This window comes from Candidatus Hydrogenedens sp., assembly GCA_035361075.1.
Classification (GTDB): Bacteria; Hydrogenedentota; Hydrogenedentia; order Hydrogenedentales; family Hydrogenedentaceae; genus Hydrogenedens.
This window is the reverse complement of the sequence record DAOSBX010000068.1, coordinates 1-6186: the sequence shown is the minus strand read 5'-3', so window position 1 is coordinate 6186 and position 6186 is coordinate 1. Positions and strand designations below refer to the sequence as shown.

Below are 6186 nucleotides of genomic sequence, written 5' to 3'. Positions count from 1 at the left end.
AAGAGACGGATTGTTGGCTTCCATCTTTGCAACAGCATCCGCAAATGATATTGGCAAAATATCACTTCCCGCCTGAGATATGAGTGTATATCCAATAAAACTTAATAAATAAAGAATAACCATACTCTGTTCACTTAGATTTTCTGGAAAATAGACATTTCAAATTATTTATTTGTGTCAATATCATACCAAAAATTTATGTCTATCTTCTATAAAAACTATAAAAATTGGGGGAATCCCATAATTAATAAAAAGTAATCAGATACCTCCTCAAAATGAACTTATCAATCATAATAAAGTTTAATTTTATTTGCTACAAAAAATTTCTATGTATGTATTATTTGCTATAGAATATTTCGATACTATTTACATATTACATAAAAAATGTTAATAGATATAGCATATATTTATAATATTAAAGTTTATGCACATGGAGATGGTATATGCCTAAATTATTATGTATGATATTATCCTTCTCAATCTCATTCCTTATAATAACATCTATTGCTTTTTCATTAGAAGGACAAACTAATTCGTTAAATGTTTTAGATTTTGGGGCTGTCGGTGATGGGAAAAATTTAGAGACAGTCTCAATTCAAAAAGCTATAGACATTGCAAGTGAGCAAAAGAAGGCATTGATTTTTCCTGCTGGAATTTATTTAACAGGAAGTCTACACTTACGTGGCAATTTGCATATACAATTAAGTACGGGTGCTGTCATTTTAGGAAGCAAAGACAGAAGTGATTACAACCCTTTTGAAACTCTGGATTTTCCTAATGATGCTGATTCTGAAACCTCATTTTTTCACCATTCACTTTTATGGGGTGAGGATATTGAAAATATCCTAATTACTGGGGCTGGAGTTATTGACTCGAATTTTACGAAACGAGTCGGACCCAAAGCACTCGCATTTAAAAGGTGTAAAAACATTCGAATAGAGGGGATTACTATCCGTAATTGTCCAAACTATTCAATCAGTTTATTAGGTTGTGAACAGGTCACTATTGATAAAGTTCAGATTCTAAATGGTTATGCGGACGGTATTGACCCTGATAGTTGTCAGTTTGTTTTTATCTCTAACTGCCGAATAGAAACAGTAGATGATGCTATCGTTCCTAAAAGCAGTTTTTCACTTGGGTATCATCGTCCTTGCACAGATATAACTATTACCAATTGCTATTTATCAACTCGATGTAATGGATTCAAGTTAGGGACAGAATCGGGTTCGGACTTTAAACGAATAACGTTTAGTAATTCTGTAATCCGCGGTTTATATACTGCCCAGAAACCAGCTATATCTGGCGTAGCAATTGAGTCGGTAGATGGTGCAAATATTGAGGGGATTAGTGTCACAGGGATAATAATAGACTGGGCACGTTCACCGATATTTATACGACTTGGCAATCGAGGTAGAGATGGAGCAACTTCTGCAGGAAGTATCAAGGGAGTTACTATTAGTAATATTGTTGCCACGCATGTAAGCAATCCCAATATCATTGCAGGTATTCCAGAACATCCCGTAGAGGATGTACTTATACAAAATGTATTCTGTTCCTTTGATGGCTCAAATCCACTTCGTCCTACTGATGAACAGGTGCCAGAAGAGATAGACCGTTACCCAGAGGCTTTAATGTTCGAAGCCCTTCCATGTTATGCTTTCTTTATACGGCATGCCCGTGGTGTGCAGATGCAAAATATATCTTTCGAGGCAAGACCATCATTCTGGCGAATTACTACCGATAAATATCGAGATATTATTTGGAATGAAAAAGCAGAACCCACCAATCTTTTTGAGATGGCTTCCCCAGGTATTGCAATTTGGGCTGACGATGTTCAAGAGTTCACTCTTTCCGACTGGCGGGAAAAGACAAAATTGGACGATTCAGTGGTGATATTTTTAAAGGATGTAGAAAGAGCACAAATTGAAACACCTATTTATATCCAAAACAATCCACTTTGGTGCATAGTGAAAGGCGGGAACGTTGATACAATTCAATTTAAAGGGCAAGGCACAACACAACGGGATAAAAATATAAAAATGGTGGAGTAATGAAAAAAGAGGAATTATTATGCTATTACTGACGAATTATGAAGGAAGAAGCGGAGTTCATAAATCTGCAGAATTGCTGAAAAATAAGGTTGATGCTCTACGGGCTATTATTGAAGGAATTAAATTGGTTGAGGCTGACCCAGAAATACATACTGTTGGAGCCAATTCATTGCCAAACTTGTTAGGGCAGTTAGAATTAGATTCTGCGATAATGGATGGTAATACTCGAAGGAGTGGGGCTGTCGGTGCGATAAAAGGATTTAAACATCCAATAGAAATTGCCTATCATGTAATGACTGACATTGAACATGAAATATTGGTCGGTGCTGGGGCAGAACGATTTGCAGAAGAAATTGGTGCAGAACGTTATGTCAACGAGATGGAGCATACACAAAAGGAGTGGCAGAAATACATAGATATGGTATTAAACAAGGAACAGAAACAAAGGTTTCCTAATATTCGACTCATCGACATAAAGCCCAAGCCTTCTGACCCTGAACATCTATTTGACACAACAGTTTATCTTGCCCAGGACAATACTGGCAGAATTGCAACAGGAACAAGTACTTCTGGTTGGCCATGGAAATACCCTGGCAGACTTGGTGATAGTCCAATTATTGGCGCAGGTAGTTATGCAGACAGTCGTTATGGTGCCTGTGCCTGTACACATACTGGCGAAATGACTATTCGTGCAAGCACAGCACGGTCAGTTGTACTTTACTTAAAAATGGGATTATCTGTATCCGATGCTGTATATGAAGCAGTAAATGATTTAACAGAATTGAAAACAGGCTTTATTAACGCTGTAACAGTTTATGCTATTGACAACAAAGGTAATTACAAAGTAGTAGGACTAAATCCTAATAAAGAAGTTAAGTATTTTATTTGGCACCCTAACCTTGGTGAGCCTCAAATTCGAGACGCAGAAATTATAAGAACATAGATGTTAAAATATATCTGAGAGTATGATTTACCTCTTAAGTAGGGGAAAAGTAAAAAACTTTTCAAAAGTAAAAGTATATTTTAATTAGCTTACTCACGGTTTCTTATTCGTCCCCGTAAGTGTCTCTATAAGGATGGTTTCGTATCGTTCTTTGTCTTTCCATTCTACTGCACAACGAACAGGTTTGCCTTTCTCATCGGGACACGTTTTCCCTTCGTTATCTATAATTAACGGAATTGTTTTCATCTCTACTACATCCTCTGCCCAAATACAATAAATGGCAAGGGTATCATATAAAACGCTACTCTCATTCTGCGGATAGTGTTTTCGGTTTGTCCATATATTGTAGTTTTCGATAACGACTTGAGCCAATGGCGATTTAGAATTTTCTACAGCCTGATAACGTTCTTCTTTAAGAATAATTGTCCCGCATGTATCTAACGGTATAATGGTAATATTCCATGGAGCGGAAAATACTTTTTTGGCACTTTCTACGTCTCGGCAGATGTTGTATTCACAATCTCGTTGTTTCTTCCCTCCATATCCACGATATACACTACCAGCCATAGATACAACCCTAGCTTTCTCCGCAATATCAGGGGCTAATTCTAACGCTTTTGCTATATTCATCATCGGTCCTATAACACACAAGATTACCGTATCTTTTGCGTTGCGGATTTGCTCTACCATTTTCTCGACACCATTTTTATAAATAGTTCCTTTATATGTGTCTAATGAATAGTTTTCAATCCACTGTTCTTGATTTATCTTTTTATCACTTGTTTTTACACCGATTCCAATAGGAATTTCCGTTTTTCCCACACGTTCTAACATTTTCGCTACTAATTTTATCTTTGTCTCCGTATCATCACAGGCAGTTACTATCAATTTTAAATTGACCTTTTCCGAGCCTAAAAGGAACATGAGTGCCCATGTATCATCGATGTCATCGCCAATGTCTGTATCCAGAATAACCTCAGGCATAGCCATCACGTTCCAACACAACAAACATAAAAATAAACTGAGCAAATATTTCATTATGTATCTCCTTATCTATAAAATTATTGGGGTACTTGTCCAGCAAGCAATAAAGCACCTACAATAACAACATTTTCACCTAATTCGCATGAACTAATTTCATAACGATATCGGAATGGCATGAAAACGAGTTCATCTACACGTTCTCGGATACGGGACAATAACGGTTCCCCTATTAGAGACACTCCTCCCCCCAAAGCGATTCGTTCAGGATGGAATAATGTAATAACGTTAGAAATCGCTAACCCTAAGGATTGAGCAATACGATCCAATTCCTCACAGGCGAATGGGTCACCCCGCATTGCATACTTGCCCAAAAGAACGCAATTTAATTGGGATACCTTACCATCAACATGTTTCCATAAAGCACTATCTTCTGAGACATATCCTTGTTTAGTTAATCGCCGTTCAATATTCCAGCCAGAACATATATTTTCAAGTTTATCAAACACACCAGCCCCCTCTTTTGTCCAATCAGGAACATACGTATGCCCAATCTCACCAGCACCGAAACCCTGACCGTCATAAAGTTTCCCGTCGATAATTAGTGCTCCACCGATACCACTTCCGATATTCATATAAAAGAAGTTTTTTGTACCACGTCCTCGTCCACAACAATATTCAGCCCAACCCGCGGAATTAGCATCATTTGCAACAATTGTTGGTAAATCACATTTGTCCTCAAACCATTTTTTTAGGGGGAAACCTTCCCAACCACTTATTTGATGAGAGACCAGAACTGTTCCATTATTGCTATTTATTGGACCACCAAAGCCGATACCTATTGCCCTGATTGTTCTACCTTCCTGTGTAGATTTTTTTATTATGGTGTGGGTTGTTTCTGTAACCCAATCCAGAATATCCTGAGATTGCCAGCCCGATAGAACCTTGCATCGCTCTAAAGTGTGGATATTTCCTTTTTCATCACCCACCGCTACTTGTAACTTTGTGCCACCAATTTCTATACCTATGAACATAGTTAATGTCCCCTTATATCAGTGACCTTTTAGCTATGTTTATTATCTATGGAGTGGCAATGCACCTCCTCCATAGGAGTTTGTTTCTCATGTTTTTTCAAGCACAATGTATAAATGGATTGTTCTTTTTGTGGATTCTTACCTTTCTTCTCAAAATATTCTTGAATCACTTTTTGAGAAAAACTCAGTTCATATTTTTTATACTGTTCAAATCTTTTCTGAACCTCTGGCAACTGCAATTTGTCGCAATATTCATTGGTTAAGATACGTAATACAATCCGTTTACGCATTGCCCAGAAATGGGAATTGTTGTATGACTCATCGAAGCCAGGCGTAATGTAGTTCCTTAAATCGATTGGACGCACTAACTTCCATTTCCCATCCACTCTTTCAATATATGGAGGGTTTCCACCACAAAGGTCACGAGCAAGACAGAATCCTTGAAAATTTGCTTCAAGGTCACCATGCGAAAATATACCATCAACCAATTTACCTACTAAATTATCTTCATGAACCACCCCCCAAAGCACAACCTTCCGCATCGCTTCTTCTTCTGATAAACCCTCCTTAATATATTCACAGTATTTTTGATAGTACCGCCTGCCAAAACCAAGGAAATGACACATCTTATCAATACCAAAGTAAATATCGCCAACACGAATTGTCCGTGCCATCGGCAAAATATAGGGGAAGGCAAAACCTCGATGGATACTCATCCTTTGATACTTCCTTGCTCCAATACTCATGTTGGGATACTTCTCAATTTCTGGGTCGTGTCGGATGAATGTGCGAAATCGAGACCAGCCTAAAAACTGGAAGAAATGATAATAAATGGCTACCGTAAGTTCCTCTGGGTCTTCAATAGGTTTTGCTCGTTTGTTTACTTTTTCAAGATAATCCGACAATGTGTCATTGAAATATTTGTTTAATTTGTCCGCAGAATCTTTTAATTCTATGCCCCACGTTAAATACTGGTCTGTCTCAGCAGAAAACGCAAACATGGGAAAGAGCATCATAACCATTAATATTAATAAAATGTCTCCTCTTAAACCTTTCATAATTTAATAAACCTTATTTGTTTTGTACATGTAGAGAATATTGTATATAAAACAAATTATCATTAACAATTGAGACCTTATACTTACAAAATCCTTTTAACAATCAAAGAATAATTTGT

5 protein-coding genes are annotated in these 6186 nt (G+C 37.2%); 2 read left to right on the top strand and 3 right to left on the bottom strand.

Going from position 1 to position 6186, the window contains the following annotated elements:
- The first annotated feature begins 443 nt into the window (after positions 1-443).
- Positions 444-2051, top strand: a complete 1608-nt coding sequence (locus PLJ10_13245; GenBank protein ID HOK10611.1) for a glycosyl hydrolase family 28 protein — start codon at positions 444-446, stop codon at positions 2049-2051.
- Between the two features lie 19 nt (positions 2052-2070).
- Positions 2071-2994, top strand: a complete 924-nt coding sequence (locus PLJ10_13240) for a N(4)-(beta-N-acetylglucosaminyl)-L-asparaginase (GenBank protein ID HOK10610.1) — start codon at positions 2071-2073, stop codon at positions 2992-2994.
- Between the two features lie 93 nt (positions 2995-3087).
- Here the strand turns inward: PLJ10_13240 and PLJ10_13235 are convergent, their stop codons facing one another.
- From PLJ10_13235 to PLJ10_13225, 3 genes are read right to left on the bottom strand one after another with little or no spacing between them, the layout of a single operon-like run.
- Positions 3088-4032, bottom strand: a complete 945-nt coding sequence (locus tag PLJ10_13235; protein HOK10609.1) for a nucleoside hydrolase — start codon at positions 4030-4032, stop codon at positions 3088-3090.
- Between the two features lie 23 nt (positions 4033-4055).
- Positions 4056-5009, bottom strand: coding sequence for an ROK family protein (locus tag PLJ10_13230; GenBank protein ID HOK10608.1), 954 nt, complete (start codon positions 5007-5009; stop codon positions 4056-4058).
- Positions 5010-5038: 29 nt separating this feature from the next.
- Positions 5039-6067, bottom strand: a complete 1029-nt coding sequence (locus PLJ10_13225) for a hypothetical protein (protein HOK10607.1) — start codon at positions 6065-6067, stop codon at positions 5039-5041.
- Positions 6068-6186: the final 119 nt, after the last annotated feature.

What these genes read in the sequence shown, in the direction of transcription:
- PLJ10_13225 (HOK10607.1), bottom strand. Translation starts at nt 6,067, where the DNA reads ATGAAAGGTTTAAGAGGAGACATTTTATTAATATTAATGGTTATGATG.
- PLJ10_13235 (HOK10609.1), bottom strand. Translation starts at nt 4,032, where the DNA reads ATGAAATATTTGCTCAGTTTATTTTTATGTTTGTTGTGTTGGAACGTG.
- PLJ10_13230 (HOK10608.1), bottom strand. Translation starts at nt 5,009, where the DNA reads ATGTTCATAGGTATAGAAATTGGTGGCACAAAGTTACAAGTAGCGGTG.
- PLJ10_13245 (HOK10611.1), top strand. Translation starts at nt 444, where the DNA reads ATGCCTAAATTATTATGTATGATATTATCCTTCTCAATCTCATTCCTT.
- PLJ10_13240 (HOK10610.1), top strand. Translation starts at nt 2,071, where the DNA reads ATGCTATTACTGACGAATTATGAAGGAAGAAGCGGAGTTCATAAATCT.